Source organism: Lysinibacillus sp. RC46, from assembly GCF_041262385.1.
Taxonomy (GTDB): Bacteria; Bacillota; Bacilli; order Bacillales_A; family Planococcaceae; genus Lysinibacillus.
The window spans coordinates 35,195-52,997 of record NZ_JBGCCF010000035.1 but is presented as its reverse complement, the minus strand read 5'-3'; the positions used below and the strand labels follow the sequence as shown (position 1 = coordinate 52,997).

Annotated in this window: 21 protein-coding genes; 9 read left to right on the top strand and 12 right to left on the bottom strand. The window is 35.7% G+C overall.

Going from position 1 to position 17,803, the window contains the following annotated elements:
* Positions 1–165: 165 nt before the first annotated feature.
* Together ABH966_RS23025 and ABH966_RS23020 are read right to left on the bottom strand one after the other, a co-directional pair.
* Complete coding sequence (locus ABH966_RS23025; protein ID WP_370082528.1) at positions 166–792, bottom strand: nitroreductase family protein; 627 nt, start codon at positions 790–792, stop codon at positions 166–168.
* A gap of 28 nt (positions 793–820) precedes the next feature.
* Complete coding sequence (locus ABH966_RS23020; RefSeq protein WP_049667871.1) at positions 821–1,225, bottom strand: Ohr family peroxiredoxin; 405 nt, start codon at positions 1,223–1,225, stop codon at positions 821–823.
* Positions 1,226–1,374: 149 nt separating this feature from the next.
* Here ABH966_RS23020 and ABH966_RS23015 point away from each other — a divergent pair, with 149 nt between their 5' ends.
* From ABH966_RS23015 to ABH966_RS23005, 3 genes are all read left to right on the top strand, one after another.
* Positions 1,375–1,821 carry a MarR family winged helix-turn-helix transcriptional regulator gene (locus ABH966_RS23015; RefSeq protein ID WP_370082526.1) on the top strand — a complete coding sequence of 149 codons (447 nt, stop codon included), beginning with the start codon at positions 1,375–1,377 and terminating at the stop codon, positions 1,819–1,821.
* A 283-nt stretch (positions 1,822–2,104) separates the two neighbouring features.
* Positions 2,105–2,278 carry a peptidoglycan DD-metalloendopeptidase family protein gene (locus tag ABH966_RS23010; RefSeq protein ID WP_370082534.1) on the top strand — a complete coding sequence of 58 codons (174 nt, stop codon included), beginning with the start codon at positions 2,105–2,107 and terminating at the stop codon, positions 2,276–2,278.
* Positions 2,279–2,428: 150 nt separating this feature from the next.
* Positions 2,429–2,974 carry an NADPH-dependent FMN reductase gene (locus ABH966_RS23005; protein WP_370082524.1) on the top strand — a complete coding sequence of 182 codons (546 nt, stop codon included), beginning with the start codon at positions 2,429–2,431 and terminating at the stop codon, positions 2,972–2,974.
* A gap of 321 nt (positions 2,975–3,295) precedes the next feature.
* On the opposite strand, the gene ABH966_RS23000 is transcribed toward ABH966_RS23005, so the two are convergent.
* The 4 genes from ABH966_RS23000 to ABH966_RS22985 all read right to left on the bottom strand — a co-directional run bounded on the left by ABH966_RS23000 (position 3,296) and on the right by ABH966_RS22985 (position 5,920).
* A complete protein-coding gene (locus ABH966_RS23000) occupies positions 3,296–3,940 on the bottom strand; it encodes a methyltransferase family protein (RefSeq protein ID WP_370082522.1) in 645 nt (214 codons plus the stop codon).
* 18 nt (positions 3,941–3,958) lie between these two features.
* Positions 3,959–4,756 (bottom strand): MerR family transcriptional regulator, encoded by a 798-nt coding sequence (locus tag ABH966_RS22995; RefSeq protein ID WP_370082520.1) that lies wholly within the window; start codon positions 4,754–4,756, stop codon positions 3,959–3,961.
* 319 nt (positions 4,757–5,075) lie between these two features.
* Complete coding sequence (locus ABH966_RS22990) at positions 5,076–5,408, bottom strand: helix-turn-helix domain-containing protein (RefSeq protein ID WP_370082519.1); 333 nt, start codon at positions 5,406–5,408, stop codon at positions 5,076–5,078.
* Positions 5,409–5,548: 140 nt separating this feature from the next.
* On the bottom strand, positions 5,549–5,920 hold the full coding sequence (locus ABH966_RS22985) for a hypothetical protein (protein ID WP_370082518.1): 372 nt from the start codon (positions 5,918–5,920) through the stop codon (positions 5,549–5,551).
* Positions 5,921–6,217: 297 nt separating this feature from the next.
* Between ABH966_RS22985 and ABH966_RS22980 the strand changes: the two genes are divergently transcribed.
* From ABH966_RS22980 to ABH966_RS22970, 3 genes are all read left to right on the top strand, one after another.
* The gene (locus tag ABH966_RS22980; protein WP_370082517.1) at positions 6,218–6,643 is read left to right on the top strand and encodes a Cif family virulence factor; all 426 of its coding nucleotides are present in this window, start codon (positions 6,218–6,220) and stop codon (positions 6,641–6,643) included.
* Between the two features lie 326 nt (positions 6,644–6,969).
* Positions 6,970–7,401: a MarR family winged helix-turn-helix transcriptional regulator gene (locus tag ABH966_RS22975; protein ID WP_370082516.1), complete on the top strand. Its 432-nt coding sequence runs from the start codon at positions 6,970–6,972 to the stop codon at positions 7,399–7,401.
* Positions 7,394–9,640: an ATP-binding cassette domain-containing protein gene (locus ABH966_RS22970; protein WP_370082515.1), complete on the top strand. Its 2,247-nt coding sequence runs from the start codon at positions 7,394–7,396 to the stop codon at positions 9,638–9,640. Before ABH966_RS22975 ends, ABH966_RS22970 begins: the two co-directional genes overlap by 8 nt.
* A gap of 80 nt (positions 9,641–9,720) precedes the next feature.
* On the opposite strand, the gene ABH966_RS22965 is transcribed toward ABH966_RS22970, so the two are convergent.
* Together ABH966_RS22965 and ABH966_RS22960 are read right to left on the bottom strand one after the other, a co-directional pair.
* Positions 9,721–10,590: a DMT family transporter gene (locus ABH966_RS22965; RefSeq protein WP_370082513.1), complete on the bottom strand. Its 870-nt coding sequence runs from the start codon at positions 10,588–10,590 to the stop codon at positions 9,721–9,723.
* A 230-nt stretch (positions 10,591–10,820) separates the two neighbouring features.
* Entirely contained in the window at positions 10,821–11,564 is a 744-nt protein-coding gene (locus tag ABH966_RS22960; RefSeq protein WP_370082511.1) for an SDR family NAD(P)-dependent oxidoreductase, read from the bottom strand.
* A 144-nt stretch (positions 11,565–11,708) separates the two neighbouring features.
* On the opposite strand from ABH966_RS22960, the gene ABH966_RS22955 reads away from it, so the two are divergent.
* The 3 genes from ABH966_RS22955 (at position 11,709) to ABH966_RS22945 (ending at position 13,990) form a co-directional block, all read left to right on the top strand.
* Entirely contained in the window at positions 11,709–12,830 is a 1,122-nt protein-coding gene (locus tag ABH966_RS22955) for a LuxR C-terminal-related transcriptional regulator (RefSeq protein ID WP_370082509.1), read from the top strand.
* 275 nt (positions 12,831–13,105) lie between these two features.
* Positions 13,106–13,654, top strand: a complete 549-nt coding sequence (locus ABH966_RS22950) for an RNA polymerase sigma factor (protein WP_132360114.1) — start codon at positions 13,106–13,108, stop codon at positions 13,652–13,654.
* A 135-nt stretch (positions 13,655–13,789) separates the two neighbouring features.
* Positions 13,790–13,990: a hypothetical protein gene (locus tag ABH966_RS22945; protein ID WP_370082506.1), complete on the top strand. Its 201-nt coding sequence runs from the start codon at positions 13,790–13,792 to the stop codon at positions 13,988–13,990.
* Positions 13,991–14,639: 649 nt separating this feature from the next.
* Here ABH966_RS22945 and ABH966_RS22940 read toward each other — a convergent pair.
* The 4 genes from ABH966_RS22940 to ABH966_RS22925 form a co-directional block, all read right to left on the bottom strand.
* Positions 14,640–15,083 carry a MarR family winged helix-turn-helix transcriptional regulator gene (locus ABH966_RS22940; RefSeq protein ID WP_370082504.1) on the bottom strand — a complete coding sequence of 148 codons (444 nt, stop codon included), beginning with the start codon at positions 15,081–15,083 and terminating at the stop codon, positions 14,640–14,642.
* 23 nt (positions 15,084–15,106) lie between these two features.
* A complete protein-coding gene (gene spx / locus ABH966_RS22935) occupies positions 15,107–15,511 on the bottom strand; it encodes a transcriptional regulator Spx (RefSeq protein WP_053484570.1) in 405 nt (134 codons plus the stop codon).
* Positions 15,512–15,852: 341 nt separating this feature from the next.
* Positions 15,853–16,104: a hypothetical protein gene (locus ABH966_RS22930; RefSeq protein ID WP_370082502.1), complete on the bottom strand. Its 252-nt coding sequence runs from the start codon at positions 16,102–16,104 to the stop codon at positions 15,853–15,855.
* Between the two features lie 96 nt (positions 16,105–16,200).
* Positions 16,201–17,766 carry an ABC-F family ATP-binding cassette domain-containing protein gene (locus tag ABH966_RS22925; RefSeq protein WP_370082500.1) on the bottom strand — a complete coding sequence of 522 codons (1,566 nt, stop codon included), beginning with the start codon at positions 17,764–17,766 and terminating at the stop codon, positions 16,201–16,203.
* Positions 17,767–17,803: the final 37 nt, after the last annotated feature.

Genomic DNA, 17,803 nt, shown 5'->3' with positions numbered 1-17,803 from the left:
TTGAATGTTTGTGTGGTAACTACATTCTACACGAGGTCGTTATGGGCTTCCTTTATATTGACTTCTAGGTGTTGCACTTAATATTACAATCCGTCATTTATAAAAAAGCAATGTCCTCCAAATGCATTCAAGGACATTGCCAAAATCGATCGTACAACCGATAAATTATTTATTGAAGCGTACAAGGCGCTCAATTGGAAGACGTGAAGAACCATAAGCTGGTCCAGCTGCCTCGCCAATCGCTAGTAATAAAATAGGTACTTCGTTCGGTGGTAACTCCATGTATTCAGCAAATTTTGATTTGTCGAAGCCTCCCATTGCGACTGTATCATAGCCCATTTCCTTCGCTAATAGCATAATTTGCATTGAAATTAAGCCTGCGTCAAAGTGAACAATATTTAGAAGCGCTTCTTTTGGAATCGCACCATACATTGCTAGGGAATCCTGGGCAAGCTTACTTGCAATTTCTTCAGGCATATAGCCTAGCTCAACATTTTTTGCATAAATTTCCTCTGCATTTAGATACATTTCTGTATCTCCAATGACAGCGATAATGGCAGATGCTGTTTCGATTTGTTCTTGATTAAATGAAAAAATATTAATGTTCTTTTGGATTTCTTTATCATCGATGACGATAAAGCGCCATGGCTGCATATTGCTTGAAGATGGGGATGAAGTTGCATCTTCTAACAGTTGCATAATCGTTTCACGAGAAATCGTTGTGTTAGCATTGTATTTACGAACTGATTTACGCTCGTGCATAATTTGTTTTACTGGTTTAGTTGTTGTCATTTTATTTCCCTCTTTTACTAAATATAAATTAAACCGCTTTAATTGTTACATTGATATTGCCCATTGTCGCTTTTGAATATGGACAAACGGTATGTGTAATTTCTAATAATTGCTGTGCCTCTTCAATCGATAAGCCTTCAATATGTCCTTCAATGTCAACAGCAAGCACGTAGTCAAATGCAGCTTGCTCCATTAGTTTAACCGTTGCTTTAATTGTTGATGCCCCTTGAATTTTCTTTTGACGTTTAATTAAATCTAACGCGCTATTAAAGCAAGCGCTATAACCTGCTGCAAATAGTTGTTCTGGGTTTGTAACATCCGCTAATTTCGAGCCAGGTGGTGCAATATTTAATGATAACGATTGATCCTCTGCATACGATTTACCATTACGGCCACCGTTATTAATCATTGTTGTTGTATATAATTCTTTCATAAGATTAACCTCCTTTTATGTGGCACAATTAAATTAGATTGTGCACAATTTAATTGTGCGTAATAGATTGTATACAATTTAATTGTGTTTGACAAGTAGAAACTTTATTTTTAATATTAGTATCAAAAGTACTTTAAGAGGGGATTCCCATGCCGAATCATTTAGATAATCAACTATGCTTTCTTTTGTATGCGACTTCAAAGGAAATCATTCGACAATATACGATGTTATTAAAGCCATACGATTTAACTTATACAGGTTATATTGCCATACTAGCGATAGAGGACGATGAGCAAATTACAGTGAAGGAATTGGGGCAACGTTTATTTTTAGACTCTGGTACATTAACACCAGTATTAAAAAAGTTAGAGGTAACAGGCTACGTCCGTCGTGAGCGTTCCAAAGACGACGAGCGACAAATGCAAATCTATTTAACAAAAGCAGGAATTGAAGTACGCCAAAAGCTACCTGAAGTGTCACGTCAAGTAATGAAGCAAACCAACATTTCAGAGCAGCAGTATGTGCAGCTGAAAAACGCCCTTCAAGATATTTTACTAAACGACTTGCCAATCAAAGATGAAAAGCTAGGAAAATAAAATGATTTATGAGTCTCTCCCTGAACTATTGGATCAATCACATAGGATTCAGCCACAAAATGTTAACGCCAGCTATCAAGTTGGCGTTTTTTATTTTATATCCAATCTAGCCCACAAACCCCAAAGACATGGCTATATCCTACAAATTAATATAACTGTTAAAAAGAAATCGAAGCGTTGAAATGGATGAACGTAATGCAGCAGGAAACTATGTCGTGATTGAACATGCTAATAATGAATTTAGTATGGTTGCACATTTTAAAAAGAACGCAATTTTAGTAAAATCAACATCGTAACAGAAGGGCAACTTATTGGGAAATGCGGAAACTCTGGTAATTCATCAGAACCTCATATTCATTTTCAGGTAATGGATTCCCCGGATATTGTATATGGAAAGTCCATTCGTATTCTTTTTAAAGATGGTAATGAGCCAATACAAGGGGATACAATATCTTAAACATACGAAGCGAAAGCAAAGTGTCAGGTATGGAAGTCTCTCACCTCTATAGGTGAGATGAATGCGGGATTAAGTTACTATTCAATAAGATAGTTCAAAATTTTTGATTTTTATGTATTTGTGCAAGTATTCTATGCAAGAGGTGATAGAATGGAGAAACATAAAAAAATAATAGCTATTTCAGGTAGCATTCGAGAAGGCTCTTCCAATACGAATATATTAAAGGCTTTAGCAACTTTTATTCCTGAAGGTATTGATTATTCTATTTATAACGGAATAAAAGATCTTCCGCATTTCAACCCAGATATAGATGGAACGGAACCACCAGCTGTTGTAGAGAATTTTAGAAAAACGTTAGCTGAAGCACATGCACTTATAATCTGTACGCCAGAATATGCAAAAAGTGTTCCAGGAGTTTTGAAAAATTCTTTAGAGTGGCTTGTTTCGTCTGCCGAACTTTATAAAAAACCCGTAGCTGTTATAACAGCTTCTCCATCAGTTACTGGAGGAGACAAAGCGCATGAATCTTTACTACTTACTCTAGGCATGATTGATACGATTATTGTTGAAAATGGATCGTTGCTAGTTCCGGCTGTCGGAACTAAATTTAATGATAATGCCACAGTGAAAGACGAGAGCACCAAGCAATCACTTATTGACCTTATCAATAGTTTAGTAAACGAGATTAATAAATAACATAATCAACAAGTGCACGGATGCACTATAAAGCACAATTCTACCTTACGATATGGTGGCGTAGCTCTTCCAAGGTATCTAAAATTAGCTATCGACAATTAAATATTTTACCGCAGTAGAAAGGTCTTACTTCTAGCACAGTAAGGCTTTTTCTTTTGTGGAAAAGAAATTAACACCGAAACAACAAGCGTTTGCTGATTACAACATTGAGTTAGGAAATGCTACTTTAGATAACTGGTTGAAATGGTAATTGGTTAACGAGTTCAAGATCACCCTACAATAGGTGATCTTGAATACTCCGTTTTCAAATTTCGTTACTATTTACCAAATAAAAGGAATTAGTTTTTTAGTTGTCTGTTTATATAATGTAAATTGTTCTCCGTACTTGTTTTGTAAGTAATCATCAGATTTTGGAATATAGCCAAAAATAAATACTAAGAATAAAAATAGAGGGATAAGCAAACTATAAATATTGTTAGAGATTAGCGCTAAGCCTAGTACCCAAAGGCAATCTCCGAGATAATTAATATGAATCGCATATTTAAATAAACCGCCTGTATATAGTTTACCTTTGTTTTCAGGATTGTCTTTAAAAGGTTTTCTAAGTAATTCTGAAACCGTGTTTAACATACTGCCACCTAAAAATAATATCCAGCCTACAATAAGTACTATTAAGTTTGGATCCTGATTACTAGTAATCATTAAAATGGGGAAACCTAAATAATAAATCCCGAAAGCTAGACTATTCATGATGGCTTCTTGCCATGCAATCCCCCTAGGCAACCATATAAACATCATAGCTGTTAATCGTATAGCTGTAATAATTAATGCAATAAAAAGCCCTAGTGAAATGCCTGATTTGTCATATGTAATGAAAAGTAAATAATAGGCAATGATTAAATAGATAATCTCAGCAACTAAAATCAAGAATTTTTCTTTTATCGTTGACTTGTTAATACCATACATTGTGAGACGCTCCTTCATTTATTTTATAGGAAAATATACCTCAATGATATTACTCTCCTCCGGTGTGCTATAGGGGTCCGTTTGATAAATTTCAAACGGAGCACCGTTCAGTTTATAGTTATTTTCAGCAATCCAAACATGCAGCTTTGTATGAATAGAAGGTAATTCATAGTAAGAGCCAATAAGCGTAGCCATTGCGCAAAGACCAGGATTAAATACTTTTGTTTTATTTGTGGGCAATGCAAGAGGAATGGCAATTTCTACATCATAATTTTCAGGTTCATATTCTGAACTATGGAAAATAGCGAGTGGTTTAGCAATAGGTGATAAATTCTCAAACAAAATTTTACTAAACAACTCATTAAAGTGTCTTAGAAAATCAGCGGTATTTATTTGTTTTCGTTGAGATATTATATGATAGGTTAAGTGATCCACAAGTTTAATCTCAATCTGATCTAAATAACCCATGATATTTTCCTCTTCTTCTAATAGCTGAATATCAAGCTTTAATTTTTTTGACAACGAAGAATAAAATGTAATCTGTTGTGTCAGATTTTCCTGCTTGGCTTTCATTTTAGAGTGAAGAAGTTCGGCATCCTCCCAATTAGCTAAAATAACCTTGATTTCTTCTAACGAAAATAAATAGCTTTTTAAGCGTGCAATCAATAAAGCTGTTTCTAATTGAGAAATATTATAATAGCGATAGTTGTTTTTAGCGTCTATGAATGCAGGTTTTAAAAGTCCAATTTCATCATAGTAGCGAAGAGTCTTCAATGTGAGATGTGAGATCTTTGAAAACTCACCGATTGTAAGCATAACAATCACCTCCTGTTTTAAATATAATGCTTCCTGTAAGGGGAGGGTCAATATCAATGTAACTAAATTTTTTTATCGTCATATAAAATATTGGCGGAAGTTGATTGTGAGACTGCATTAGGGTGGGAGTAGTTCAATGAATTTGATTTAAACCTCAAGTTGGTTATACATTCCACAGGTGTTAGTCAAACTGTTGATAAGAAATCTAAGGTGCAGTTTTATATGGGGATATTATTTATTTAGATAAAAGGAAAAAGTTGATCCAGAAAGTCATGTAAAAAAGGACTTCTTGGATCAACTTCAGAGGTTGTGACTATCATTATAAGTACATTTCATCATCGCCACTAATGATCTCTTCTTTTAATTGAGGATGATTTTTAAGAAATTCCATCAAGCGTACTGCTGAACCATTAGGTTGATTTTGACCATTTTCCCAAGATTCCACTGTTCGAACTGATACGCCCATTAAACCAGCAAATAATTTTTGCGTTAATTGTAATTGAGTACGTAATTCTTTAATAGCTTGAGAATTATATTGTGGTAACTCTCTTACAATAATCTCACGGGATCTTGTTCTACCTGGCTTACCCTCTATAAAATCTTGCGCTTGTTGAATACTTTTCATCATGTCATCAAAAAATTGGTTAGTCATAAGTGCTTACCCCCTAAAGAAAATGGATATTGATTAAATTTCCTCTCCACATTTTTTAATACGGGTTCTGCTTCAAAAAATCTGGGCATTAGTGTGGTAGAAATATTTATAAAATTTAATATTTAGAGGTCATGAAAGAATTAATGGGTTTTACTCCTTACGCTTGCTTTTAATCTTTGCACAACTGTTTTTATTGCATTTCTTTCAGCTTTTGTTAGGTTTATTTTTACTTTCTTATCGTAAACTGTCATTAAAAAAATAAAGTGGCTATGATCCATAGGTAAATAATAAACGCGATAAGCGTGACTTTTACTGCGATTTTGACTACTTGGAGAAAAACGGAACTTTTTCACTCCTCCGGTGCCTTCTACGAAATCGTGATATTCACCGTTATTACCGATTTCAAATTCAAGCTCTCTTAATTCTTCATCAGTTAATGAATTTTTTGCCCACTGTGTCAAAAATGTCTCTGTTTGAATAAAAATTTTGGACGTATATGATTTGTTATTCAATTTAGAAAACCATCCTTTTTATTTTTTATGGATAGCCTAAATTGATTATACTACTATTAGATGTGGTTCACTACTATTTAATGTGGGCTATTTAAAAGAAATTTATACTAAAACTTTAGTGAAGGAGCATTTTTGTATATAGGGAGAATGCAAAGAGCCTTATCGATAGCAAGGTGCCAAAAAGAGAATCTAAGTATATTATTTAATTTACAAACAGGAATGTTTTTATAAAAAATTCCAAATCTTTAGTTTATGTTAATGTATTTAGTGAACTATATTTTATGAGGGGGTTTTCAAATGTCTTCTACGACAACTTTAATCGAAGATTTTCAAAGTTTTTTTAATCATTTTCAAAATGTATGGAATGGTTGCAATGCAAAGGAAATGAATGCGTTGATTTCACCGGATATAGTAGTACGGTGGGTTGGACCTGGTACTGATATTTCAGATTGGGGATACGAAGAAACTTGTAACGGTTGGGTAGAGGCATATAAACATTATGAAGGTCATGATCCAAAATGGCACTTTAAAGAATTGCACATTACACCTGCATCTGAAAATGAAGTGATTGCAACGTTTTGGGTAACCTTTGAAATGGATGGGAAATTTATAGATGTAGTGAAATTATTTGTTAAGAGATTTAGGAAAGAACAAAATGATGAATGGAAATTAATAAGGGAATATTGTGAGCACCTAAGTTCGGAATCTTTTATCTCAAACTAATTGAGGAATGCACATCTTTATCAAACTTTAATAAGTTTTATTCAACCACTCGTATTTGAGTGGTTTTTATTATGCTCTATGAAGCGGGGCAGAGTCCATCTTGATTCATTATTTAAAGTTGAGGAGGACATTTAAACGTATGCCCACTTAACCTCCAAGAAAAGCACCCAGTCGTAACAGAAATCAACCTCATAGTATCTTGGATATTTCTCGGCTATCACCTTAACATTGAAACTGTTCGAATATTATGTGGAGTGTATATTCTTGATTATTGATTGCTAAAAAAATATAATTTCTAAATAGAAACTATGTTTGAGGTGAAATAGGTGGAAAATATAAAAAATACTCTAGTTAATTTGCAGTGTGAATTGGTTGCAGAGAGAAATAAAGTGAATTTGCAAGATATAAGTTGGATACAATATGATATTTTGCATCTGTTATCAGAGGAAGAAAGATTATTACCTTCAGAAATAAGTACTATTCTTGGGGTAAGTAGAACGAAATTGTCTAAATCTTTGAGAGACCTAAAACATTTAGGCTATCTGGAGCAAAAACCAAATGTCCAAGATGGAAGAGAGTTATTCACTATGTTGACTGCCGATGGAAAAGCGCTAATAACAAACATAGAAGCTGGTCATGACAAACTTTACGAAATTGCAGGTAGAGTATTTTCAGAGGAAGAGTTGGTGTTGTTTTCGGAGCTATCAATGAAGTTTTCCAAGGCTCTTAAAGATGAAAGGCAGAAGGATCATGAATGAGTTTATTTCAATAAAGGGGGCAAAGACAAACAACCTAAAAAATATTTCTCTTGATATTCCAAAGCATAAAATCACTGTTGTAACTGGTGTATCTGGATCAGGAAAATCGTCTTTGGTTTTCGATACTATAGCTGCTGAATCCCAAAGACTATTAAACGAGACCTATTCTAGTTATATTCAACAATTACTACCGCATTTTGATAAGCCTGTCGTTGATAAGATAGAAAATTTGCCAGTTTCAATAGTCATTGATCAAAAAAAAGTCAGAGGAAATGCTCGCTCGACTGTTGGTACATTCACAGACATCTATACAAGTCTGCGTTTGCTGTTTTCTAGAATGGCTACTCCGTTTATTGGTTATTCAATGGCATATTCGTTCAATAATCCGGATGGGATGTGTCCGGTTTGCAAAGGTATTGGAGAGACGCAACAGATTAACGTTAATAAATTGATTGATTTTGACAAATCACTTAATGAGGGCGCCATTAATTTTCCTACATTTCAGCCTGGCGGTTGGCGGCTAACACGCTATACGGAGACAGGGAATTTTGATAATGATAAAAATATCTCTCAATATACAGAAGAAGAGTTAAATATTCTACTTTACAATGAAGGAAGTGCTCCGAAGAACCCCACTGAGCGTTGGCCAAAGACTTCTACATATGTCGGAGTGCTTCCTAGGATTCAAAAAAGTTTCGTAGAAAAAGAAGATTCCAAATATCAATCTGATTTAGATAGAATCCTTGAAATTCGTACTTGTCCAGATTGCTTGGGTACTAGAGTAAATAAAACAGTACATTCAGCTAAAATAAAAGGTAAATCTATAGCAGATTGTGTGGATATGTCTATTGATGATTTATTGTCATTTGTACAATCTATCGATAATCCAACTGTATCACTTATTATTGAAGATTTAATTGGAAAACTTGAAAGCTTACAGTTAGTAGGGCTAAATTATCTCACCCTTAACCGAAATATAACAACACTTTCGGGCGGAGAGTCTCAAAGAATAAAGATGACGAAGCATTTGACTAGTTCATTATCAGATGTTTTGTACATTTTTGATGAGCCAAGCATTGGACTTCATCCAGAGAATATTGTTGGCATCAATCGAATTTTCTATGGGTTGAAGAAAAAAGGAAACACAGTTGTTTTAGTTGATCATGATCCAGATATCATTAAAACTGCTGATTATATCATCAACATTGGCGAGTATGCGGGGGCAAATGGAGGAAGGATAACGTTTGAAGGAAACTATCCTGATCTCCTAATTTCTGATACTCTCACTGGAAAAGCTTTATCAAAAAAACATACAGTCACCACAGACAAAATTGCTTTTCCATCATTTTATACACTTAATCATGTCAGTCTTTATAATGTTCGGGATGCAACTGTCAAAATACCTAAACAGGCTTTAACTGTTGTGACAGGTGTTGCGGGCTCTGGGAAAAGTACATTGATACGTTATTTATTTACTAAAAAGTATCCTAAAACTAGAGTACTGGATCAAAGCCCTATACATGGGAGCAATCGATCCAATTTGCTAACTTATCTAAATGTATTCGATAAAATAAGAGAGCTGTTTGCTGGTGCATCCCATAAAAGTGCATCTTTATTTAGCTTCAATGGAAAGGGTGCTTGTCCTGTTTGTAAGGGGAAAGGTCATGTAACACTCGACTTGGCCTATATGGGAGACGTTGATCAGGTTTGTGAGAAATGCCATGGGAAAAGATATAACGACGAAGCACTCTCAGTTAAGTGGCAGGGATTGAGTATTCACGATGTACTCCAGTTGACGCCCTTAGAGGCCAAAGAATTTTTTAGTGATCAAGGTATTCAAAGGATTATGTCCAATTTAATTATGGCGAATTTAGGTTATATACACTTGGGTCAAAGTTTAGACACCTTTTCAGGTGGGGAGCTTCAAAGGGTAAAAATTGCAAAAATATTGGGTGATCCAAGTAATGACCTTATTGTGCTGGACGAGCCAAGTACAGGGTTGCACGAAGCTGACATTGATAATTTATTAGTGTTGTTTAAAAAACTTTTAAGTAAAAAGAAAACATTAATTGTATTGGAACATAATTTATCAATTATGAGCCAAGCACAATGGATCGTCGATATGGGGGTAGAGGGTGGAAACTTAGGAGGAAATGTTCTTTTTGAAGGTTATCCTATCGACTTATTGGATATAGAAAACTCATATACAGCAAAACACTTACGGCGTTATGTGAAATAAACTATTCTATGAACTAAAGTAGAGTGGTCTTCTGCAACATAAGAGAAGCTGAATGAGAGAGATCATTCAGCTTTTAATGTTTATTCTCGAATAACTAATAGTACACCGCTAAAGATTAATGCAGTTCCAGCCCAAAAGGATAGGCCGATTTGTTCGCCTAGTAATAGCCATCCTAGGAAGGTGCCGACGATTGGTTGAAAGAAGAAAAATAAACCACCACTTGCGGCGTTCAGCATCTGTAATCCACGATTCCACAGTAAGAAACCACACGCTGTAGAGATAACGCCTAAGTAGAGTAGGCCGCCCCAGATTGATGGTTCTACCATAGCATGGAAGTCTAAATTTTTTAATCGTGGAATGGCTAAAGGTGTTAAAACAATGATAGCGACAAGTGTTCCGTAGCTAGTGACAACGATTTGTGAATACTGCTCCGGTACCCGTTTAATAAGGACGGACATCAGTGACCAGGTTAGGGCAGCGATTAGTAAAGCAACCCCACCTAATTGATGTGAGGAATCGATATGTGCACTTCCTACGATCATATAGACCCCAAATGTCGCTAGAATAATAGAAACAGCTTTTTTTAAAGTGATTTTTTCTTTTAAAATGAATCTCGCAAAAACAACCATAAATGCCGGTGTCGTTGCTGTAATGATGGCGCCCATTTGAGCAGTAGACAGCATAGTACCCATCTCTTGGGCAACGATAGAAATCGTATTTCCAATTAGCCCAATCATAAAGATTAACAGCCAGTCTCGTTTATCAATTCGCCACGATTGTTTTGTAATAATGCCAATGATGATCAAAGCAATTATTGCAATCATATAGCGTAGCCATACTAATTCTAAAGGTGGTACGGTATCGACAACTACCTTTACTACTACATACATGCCGCCCCAAATGCTAGCAGCAAGTGATAAATATAAGGAACCTAATAAGGTATTTTTCATTTTTTCCCCTCCGTTATCTCTAGACAATACCTGTCCTTAACGGAGATATGAAGATTCTCCGTTAAGGGAGAATAACTTCAGGTACATCGTGTTCAAATAATGGTGAAAAGATCATAATATAACCAGCTCCTTTTATAGTATTTCATTTATCATATAACATTTTTTTGAATTTGAGAGAAAAAAATGATCTGAGCCCGGTAAAATGTACCGAATTCAGACCATGTAATAGATTATTGAGCTGTATAGCCGCCATCAACAAGTAGGGTAGTACCATTGACAAAGCTTGCATCATCGCTTGCTAAAAATAGCACGGCTTTTGCTATTTCCTCTGGTTTTCCTAGTCTGCCTTGTGGATGAAGTGAAGCTAAATATTCTTTCTGTTGAGCATCTACTTCAGAGAGTAGGGGAGTTTCGATGTATCCCGGACATACGGCATTAACACGTATGCCTTCTTTTGCATAAGTAGTACATAAGTTTTGTGTTAACAGTTTTACGCCACCTTTTGCAGAGGAGTAGGCTGTTGGAGCTGGTAAGGAAACAAAACTATGAATGGAACCAGCGTTAACGATAACACCGCCTGTACCTTGTTTAAGAAATTGTTCAATTGCATATTTATCAGAAAGAAATACACCCGATAAATTAATATCAATCGTTCTTTTCCATTTTTCGTAGGATAATTCATGTGCTGGAGCATCATCAGCTACGCCAGCGTTTGCATACATAATATTTAGCTTACCGTATTTATTAACCGTTTCATTAATCATGTTTTTGATATCCTCTTCTTTTGTTACGTCTGTTTTGACGAAAAGAGTATCATATCCATTACTATTTAATTCTTCTGAAACGCTTTGTCCACGATCAGAAAAATCTGCAATAACTACTTTTGCTCCTTCTTCAACAAATAGGCGAACAGTCGCTTCGCCAATGCCACTTGCGCCACCTGTTACGATTGCTACTTTATCTTTTAATTTCATTTTTTATCCCGCCTTTTATTTTGCTGTTGGTATATTTACATCATACTCGTTTGATTCTGAAATACTATCCTATAAGATGCTGTATAATATTGAGTTTATATCGTCCATTTATAGGGTAATTAATTGTGAAGGAGCAGGATTTATATGACCCATTCAAATGAAGAAGTTACATTCCAAGAATTCGTCTTGTTTATTAAAATCTATAGCAAACAGCTAGAAGAAAATATAAATATCTATCTTAATCTAGAGCCTTCTATTTCTGAGTCGGAACGAAAAAGGACTACGATGCTGTTGGATTCGTTTATTCTTCTGTTAACTCATATCGATATTGAAGATATAAATGAAGCATATGGTGATTATTTAGATACGTGGCTTCAATCACAATTATCCATTATAGATATGAGAAGCTTTAACCTGTTTCAATTAATTTTTGAGAAGTCCTTGATTACCTTTATGATTCAACAGAAACATAGCCGAATGAACGTAATATTAATGTTTTTACTATCGATGTTTACTTATCTTGTTCAAAGTTATAACAAGTATGAGGAAGAGTATAAGACAAATTCCAAATCACATGAAAGTTTGGAACTGAAAAACCTTCTATTCCTAGATCAATTTAATAAGCTATTAATTCGTTGCTCGGGATATCAAGATTTAGCCTATATATTAAAAAAATGTGAAGAGTATTTTCGATATAAAAGATGCGTCTTTTATGCATATGCCCCATGGTCAAATCAATTCTACGGGGTCATTGGGGCGGAGCTTTCAAAAGTACAGAGCATGAAGGGGCAGCTCACTGCACAACATTTAGTTTTTGGTTCCAAGAAACCTATTTATTTAAGAAACCCTAAAAATTATGTAAAAGAAGCGCATATAAAATTATTTGATTTGTCCTCTGTGATTTTTATACCGATTATTCATGAAGATCAATTGTTTGGGTGGCTGACATTTGATCAGCTAGGTGAAGAATTTGATTGCACTAAAGATGAATTACAGTTACTTGAACAAGTTGGGCAACGCTTAGGGTTATTTTTATTAAGAAAAGGTGAAAAAGCGGAGAAATCCTCAGAGCTTCACTTAACTGAACGGGAAGCAATGATTTTGGGTTTATTAGCAGAAGGGTATGACAATAAAAAAATAGGTAGCTTCCTGTTTTTAAGCGAGCACACAGTAAGAGATTATGTCAGTAGTTTAATGACAAAGCTAAAAGCAAAAAACCGTACTCAAGTTGTCGCTTCTGCTTTTCGAATGGGACTGTTGTATTAAGTGTTTAAAATGTATGAAAAATCCGAATTATTTTGCGTTAAAAAATTTAAGGGAATACTATTGAATATACAATAAAAAAGAAGGAGTAGGGGCGTGTTATAAAGCTTTTCTCCGAATAATAAATATAGTAATAAAACATTATTTACGAATATTACAAGTGAAAGCAATTAAGCTTACACGATTGTAATGTAATTGAAAGCCAATACGATAGAGTGTAATACATTATTTTGCGAGAATGTGTATAGAAGCAAGAACAAGAAGCGGAGGAATACACAATGAATGAAAAATTAGAAGGCGTATATGAAGAATACAATCGTTACATATACCACTTATGTTTAAAACTTACTCGCAATAATGTAGAAGCTGAAGATTTAATGCAAGAAGTATGGGTAAAAGTTGTGCGCTATGAAGATAGCGTTGCCGAGGTGGAGCATATTAAAGCTTGGCTAACAACAATTACAATGAATACATTTAGAGATCGCTATCGTAAAAAGACACGACGTAGTAAATACATGATGAACCAACCTGAAACATTAGACGTACCGATATTAGATTTGGTTCCCAACAATGACATTTCAACAGAAGAAAAAATTGAAAAAGATATTGTTACTAAATTAGTACAGGATAAAATGGGTCAATTAGATACAATCTATCGTAAAACATTATGGTATTTCTACATAGACCAATTTTCACTTGCAGAAATCTCATCAATTATGAAAGTTTCAATTGGTACTGTGAAATCGCGCTTATTCCGAGCAAAAGCTCGTTTAAAAGAAATGCTAATGGCCGATGCATCCATAGTAGAGTCTGTGCTGCCAGCATAATTAAATGCATTGGTCGCACTAGCATAATTACTTAGTCGGAAGTATTCGCTCGGCCAATCCAAGAAAAGATGCATCGCAAAATTATTTTGCGATGCATCTTTTTTGTGTGGATTTTTATAGCAAGGGAGGATGAGGATGAACATTGCTGATAAAAGGGGTGGAATTGCTGATAAAACCCCGAACATCGCTGGTAGAAGAGTAAGAATCGCTGATAAATCTCGAACATCGCTGGTAGAAGAGCAAGAAACGCTGATAAAACCCCGAACATCGCTGGTAAAAAAGCAAGAATCGCTGATAAAACCCCGAACATCGCTGGTAAAAAGCAAGAAACGCTGATAAAACTTCGAACATCGCTGATAGAAGAGTAAGAATCGCTGATAAAACCCCGAACATCGCTGATAAAAAAGCTAGGATCGCTGATAAAGCATCGAACATCGTTGGTAAAAGGGCAGAAACGCTGATAAAACCCGAACATCGCTGATAGAAGAGCAAGAATCGCCGGTAAACCGAGTCAAACCCTTAATATTGTGTAAAATTCTATACAAAGTTTTTCAACCCTGACTTTAGTTTTGCTAAATTTCCCAGCTTATACTGGGATTCGCCGCTAAAACTGTGAATTGCGCCGCTAACCAAAGGAGGAGCGCCGCTAAAGCAAAGAGTTGCGCCGCAAACCAAGCAAAGAACGCCGCTAAAGCAAAGAGTTGCGCCGCTAACAAGCAAGGAACTCTGCTAAACCTCGAAATCCCACCGCTAGACAAAGTGACTTTAGTCAAGTCACTTTGCCTGTTCTATCCATCACTCTGCAGTTATTTCCGTCAACACCGGTGAACATCGCTGATAAAAGAGCAAGTATCGCTGATAAAGCATCGGAAATCGCTGATAGAAGCGATTGGGGTGGGGAAGTTACCGTAAACTCGCCCAAAAAGAAAAACACCGCAAAAAGTTAGATTCATGTCTAACTTTTTACGGTGTGAAAATGAAGCGTTTATTCATGTCGATGAGGTTCAACGTTGAGTAATTTTGCAAAAATATCTCGTAATGTTTGTACCTCATCAGCTGACAGCATACCAAACATATTTTGTATAATTGCGCTAACTTGCTGACGGGAATCTTCTAAAATATTTTCGCCATCAACTGTAATTTTCAATTGGGATGCTCGGCGATCTGTTGCATGCTGTGTTTTTTCAATAAAGCCAGCATTAATGAGCTTACTTGTTAAAACAGTGACACCACCTGTCGTCACTTTTAACCGATCAGCAATGGCAGAAGGGCGCTTTGGTCCCTCCTGCGATAAGTAGTCTAAAATTAAAATATGGGATTTTGAAAAGCCGAGTACATTATGATTATTCCACTCGTTTGCCCACTTACGCTCAATGGAAGATACTACTTCAAACAACGAGGTAATGGCTCTTTCTTTTTCTTGATCCATATAAGGTCAACTCCAAAACTGTTTTAACTTTCTTGTGCCAATCTTGTCATCGCGTTTAACTCATAAGCACGTACTCTGCGTGGAATAAAACGGCGAATGTCCATCTCATTGTACCCAACTTGAATACGTTTTTCATCAATTAAGATTGGGCTTCGTAACATTCTTGGGTGAGCTTGGATGATGGCAAACAACTCTTGAATAGAGAGCTGATCAATATCAACATTTAAATTTTTAAAATCATTTGAGTTAGTTGCAATGATTTCGTCTGTTCCATCTTCTGTCATGCTTAAAATTTCTTTAAATTCAGCAAGTGTTAGTGGATGTGAAGTAATACGTTTTTCTTTATATTCGATTTTGTGATCTTTTAACCATTTTAATGCTTTTCTGGATGAAGAACAGCTCGCTTGTGAATAAATTGTAACTGTCATTCTTCATTCCCCGCTTTCTTTTTTAGGATTATATTTAATATATATCTTATTAGTAAGTTAATTAGGTTATACATATATCTTACTAGTAAGCTATATATAAATCAATAGTTATTTGAAAAATTTTAAACAGAAATGAATTTTTTCTACTACACTAAAATATACGCGTAAAAGAGCGAAAAGTTTCGCAAATTCAGCTTACAATGATGTAAGTTTACTCAATATTAATAATAGAAGTTCATAGTATAAAGAGAGCTGTTCTAATATAGAGAGAAATAGTCTGATTTAAAGGAGATAGATATATTGTTAATCCACTGATTATTAATATGATTTTATGCTGGCTTTTATGCATAGATAAATAAATTTTTTATTTTGGGGCCGGGAAGAGGGCTGTTTTCAATAGCTTGGATAGTAGGGGAACTGCTCAGGTAGGCCAAAAAACTGATCGGGTAGACGAAGAAACTGATCGGGTAGACGAAGAAACTGATCGGGTCGGCCAAGAAACTGCTCAGGTAAGCCAGAAAACTGCTCAGGTAGACCAAGGAACTGCTCAGGTAGACCAAAAAACCACTCATGTAGCTCAAAGCCACCGTCAAATTGATACTACCCACAATCGAGGCACAAAACAAAAAAGAGGGCAGTCCCGAGTGATCCATGAATCACGCCGGTAACTGCCCATATTGATAATATTTTTAGTTTTGTTGTCCTGAAGTAAACCAGTCTTGGACATCCCAAACCTTTGTCGCTAAACCTTCATAGAAATCAGGTTCATGGCTTACTAATACGATTGTGCCTTTAAATTCTTTCATGGCACGCTTTAGCTCATCCTTTGCATCGACATCCAAGTGGTTTGTCGGTTCGTCAAATAAAAGCCAGTTTGCTTCATCCATCATGAGCTTACATAAACGTACCTTTGCTTGCTCACCACCAGATAAAGAATTAAGTGGGCGAGTAATATGATCCGTTTTTAGTCCTGCGCGTGCTAATGCTGCACGTACTTGTGCTTGCTCCATAGAAGGGAAGGCATTCCACACATCATCAATAGGTGTAATTTTTTCAGCTTTTACTTCTTGTTCGAAGTAAGATGGGTAAAGATAGTCACCACGAATCACTTTTCCATCAAGCGGATTTATTTTGCCTAACATCGTTTTTAATAATGTTGATTTACCGACACCATTCATACCGACTAGAGCAATTTTTTCTCCACGTTCAATAGCGAATGTAAGTGGAGGAAGTAATGGCTTTTCCTTGTCGTATCCAATGACTAAGTTTTCAGCCTCTACTACATAACGACCAGAAGAACGTGCCTCTTTAAAGCCGAATTCAGGCTTTACAGCTGTTTCAGGACGGTCGATACGCTCTAAGCGGTCAAGCTGCTTGGAGCGAGATTTTGCACGACCAGTAGTTGAGTAGCGAGCTTTATTTTTCGCAATAAAATCTTCTTGTTTTTTAATGAATTCCTGTTGTTTTTCATAGGCATCGATATGCTGGCGTTTATTGATTTCAGCAAGCTCTAAAAACTTTTCATATGTCGCTGTATAGCGAGTTAGTTTTGAAAATTCTAGTTGGAAGATAACATCCACCGTTTCATTCATAAACTCTGTATCATGCGAAATTAATAAGAAAGCGTGTGGATAGTTCTTTAAATAGTTTTTCAACCATGTAATATGCTCTTCATCAAGATAGTTTGTCGGCTCATCTAGTAATAATACTTTTGGTTTTTCAAGTAATAGCTTGGCTAGTAAAACCTTTGTACGTTGACCACCGGAAAGGGCAGCAACATCACGTTCTAAGCCGATTGCATCAAGACCAAGACCTCGTGCAACCTCTTCAATTTTCATATCAAGAGAATAGAAATCACCTGCATCCAGAGCATCTTGCGCCTCAGCCATTTGCTCTAGTAAAACTTCTAATTCTTCAGGTGTTGCTTCAGCCATTTTTCCTGTAATTTCATTGAGCTCTTCTTCTTTCTTATATAAAGGGAGAAAGGCGTCGCGTAATGCATCACGCATAGTTCGACCAGCTGTCAATACAGTGTGCTGATCTAAATAGCCATAATGCGTTCCTGGAAGCCATTCAACTTTACCAGTATCGTGGATTGCTTGGCCCGTAATGATGCCCATTAATGTTGACTTACCAACACCGTTTGCACCTACAAGACCAATATGATCACCTTCAACTAGACGAAAAGAGACATCTTTAAAAAGTGTGCGGTCACCGAATGAATGACCTAAATTTTCAACTGTTAATATTGCCATATATGTTCCTCCGAGATAGCGGCTAAGCTTTTTTTAT

What these genes read in the sequence shown, in the direction of transcription:
- ABH966_RS22995 (WP_370082520.1), bottom strand. Translation starts at nt 4,756, where the DNA reads ATGCTTACAATCGGTGAGTTTTCAAAGATCTCACATCTCACATTGAAG.
- ABH966_RS23015 (WP_370082526.1), top strand. Translation starts at nt 1,375, where the DNA reads ATGCCGAATCATTTAGATAATCAACTATGCTTTCTTTTGTATGCGACT.
- ABH966_RS23000 (WP_370082522.1), bottom strand. Translation starts at nt 3,940, where the DNA reads ATGTATGGTATTAACAAGTCAACGATAAAAGAAAAATTCTTGATTTTA.
- ABH966_RS23005 (WP_370082524.1), top strand. Translation starts at nt 2,429, where the DNA reads ATGGAGAAACATAAAAAAATAATAGCTATTTCAGGTAGCATTCGAGAA.
- ABH966_RS22950 (WP_132360114.1), top strand. Translation starts at nt 13,106, where the DNA reads ATGAATGAAAAATTAGAAGGCGTATATGAAGAATACAATCGTTACATA.
- ABH966_RS23020 (WP_049667871.1), bottom strand. Translation starts at nt 1,225, where the DNA reads ATGAAAGAATTATATACAACAACAATGATTAATAACGGTGGCCGTAAT.
- ABH966_RS22940 (WP_370082504.1), bottom strand. Translation starts at nt 15,083, where the DNA reads ATGGATCAAGAAAAAGAAAGAGCCATTACCTCGTTGTTTGAAGTAGTA.
- ABH966_RS22965 (WP_370082513.1), bottom strand. Translation starts at nt 10,590, where the DNA reads ATGAAAAATACCTTATTAGGTTCCTTATATTTATCACTTGCTGCTAGC.
- ABH966_RS22945 (WP_370082506.1), top strand. Translation starts at nt 13,790, where the DNA reads ATGAACATTGCTGATAAAAGGGGTGGAATTGCTGATAAAACCCCGAAC.
- ABH966_RS22960 (WP_370082511.1), bottom strand. Translation starts at nt 11,564, where the DNA reads ATGAAATTAAAAGATAAAGTAGCAATCGTAACAGGTGGCGCAAGTGGC.
- ABH966_RS22925 (WP_370082500.1), bottom strand. Translation starts at nt 17,766, where the DNA reads ATGGCAATATTAACAGTTGAAAATTTAGGTCATTCATTCGGTGACCGC.
- ABH966_RS22970 (WP_370082515.1), top strand. Translation starts at nt 7,394, where the DNA reads ATGAATGAGTTTATTTCAATAAAGGGGGCAAAGACAAACAACCTAAAA.
- ABH966_RS22955 (WP_370082509.1), top strand. Translation starts at nt 11,709, where the DNA reads ATGACCCATTCAAATGAAGAAGTTACATTCCAAGAATTCGTCTTGTTT.
- spx (WP_053484570.1), bottom strand. Translation starts at nt 15,511, where the DNA reads ATGACAGTTACAATTTATTCACAAGCGAGCTGTTCTTCATCCAGAAAA.
- ABH966_RS22980 (WP_370082517.1), top strand. Translation starts at nt 6,218, where the DNA reads ATGTCTTCTACGACAACTTTAATCGAAGATTTTCAAAGTTTTTTTAAT.
- ABH966_RS23025 (WP_370082528.1), bottom strand. Translation starts at nt 792, where the DNA reads ATGACAACAACTAAACCAGTAAAACAAATTATGCACGAGCGTAAATCA.
- ABH966_RS22990 (WP_370082519.1), bottom strand. Translation starts at nt 5,408, where the DNA reads ATGACTAACCAATTTTTTGATGACATGATGAAAAGTATTCAACAAGCG.